General features: G+C 51.8%; 2 protein-coding genes and 1 pseudogene. All 3 read left to right on the top strand.

What is annotated here, in order from left to right:
* A partial coding sequence (locus AC1MEK_RS29795) for a colicin E3/pyocin S6 family cytotoxin (RefSeq protein WP_480399839.1) occupies window positions 1-592 on the top strand: 592 nt, incomplete at its 5' end.
* Window positions 593-913 carry an Imm45 family immunity protein gene (imm45, locus tag AC1MEK_RS29800; protein WP_480399840.1) on the top strand — a complete coding sequence of 107 codons (321 nt, stop codon included), beginning with the start codon at window positions 593-595 and terminating at the stop codon, window positions 911-913.
* 120 nt (window positions 914-1,033) lie between these two features.
* Window positions 1,034-1,514: pseudogene (locus AC1MEK_RS29805) on the top strand (toxin C-terminal domain-containing protein); the annotation flags it as partial.

Here is a 1,514-nt window from a genome sequence, read left to right on the forward strand (position 1 = left end):
CGATGAGATTGACCAAAAGAACGAAGAGGCTGCCATCGCGCTGGTCGCTCGGTGGAAAGGCCTTGATTCGACCAAAATAGCCCAGCTAAACGAAGACGACAAAGCGCGCCACGCGAGCGGTGACAAGGATGTGCCGTTTGATGGGAGTGTCGACGTTGTCGGTGTGAAGTACCTGATCGAGAGTGTGGAACAGGCGGCTCTGGGTGGGGTTGGTAAGGCTGTAAGCCGCACGCTAGGTGTGGTAGGTTCTAAGACCAGTAACAATTCAATTTTGGCTGATAATAAGACCGTCGCTCAGTTTGAGAGGGAGTTGGCATTTTTGCCCCCAGGTGAGCGGGTCGCGCTGATCAAAGCTATGGCTGCAAAAGTTGTATCTGCGAATGGTATGCTGAAAGATTCAAAACTTTCTAAGTTGAATGGGCGAGATGTGTATTTAGGGAAGGATGGAAATTTGTACGCGCTGGATAGTCAGCATGGACGTTTTGAGGTTGTCAACGCAAAGAATGGTAAGCACCTAGGCGAAGTTGATTTTGGGATGAATCAAACTAAAAGCGCTGACGGTAGTGGGCGTCACGATCTTGAGGTAAAATAAGTGGATGTAAGAAGAAAGCTTGTTGATATAAAATCTGAGGTTGTTGAGCGAGGTAACGTTCTCACTGTTAGCGGATCGAAGTCATATGAAGGTAAAGTCGATTTTATGGTGTTTGAAACCGGTATGTCCGATCGACCATATGGCCTAATTGTGAGCTCTGGATATAAAGCGGGCTTGATATTGACTTATCTTCCACCCAGTAGTGTTAAAGCTAGAGGTGGGATTGATAGAAAGTGGTTGATTGAAGAGTGGTCGAAATGGGTGTGTCCTGAATCTGATGTTAAGGATGTATGGTGGAGACCCTATTACGAGGCTGATTGATGCTGGTGGAGGTCGACGGTCTGTGTTTCGCTCGTCAATTGGTATGGTAATGGTTGCGCTGGAAACCGCTCATGACTGGACGAACTGCTCGGCAGGAATCTGTACTATAGGCACCGGCGAGTAGCTGGTATACCCGGCTACGGCCAGACCACAGGTAGCACGAACTGAGTCGGCAATCAGACCTCGATCACCGCCAAAGCCCAGCTTGATATTCGTACCGAGCAACACACCCAACTCGATGGCGCCGTAGTCGCCTCGGACACCGGCAATCTCAAGCTCGATACTGGCACCCTCGGTTTCAGCGACATCGCTGGCAGCGACAAGGAGCATGGCTACTACCTGAACGTCGGCGGCACCTATGGCTGGGGCAACAGCGGTACGGCCACCCAGGACGCCAGTCAGGCCGGCAAAGGCAAGGAGGGGAAGAGCGGCTGGAACGTCTCGGGTTACAACTACAACAAGGATCGTGAGCAGATCGTGCGCGCCACAGTGGGCGCGGGCGATATCACGGTACGTGGTGATGCAGTAAGCGGGAACGATTCGACGGGGGGGGAGGCTTAATCGGGATCTGAGCAAGGCGTATGAGATCACGCGCGATGAA

It is taken from the genome of Pseudomonas sp. 2 (assembly GCF_056627435.1).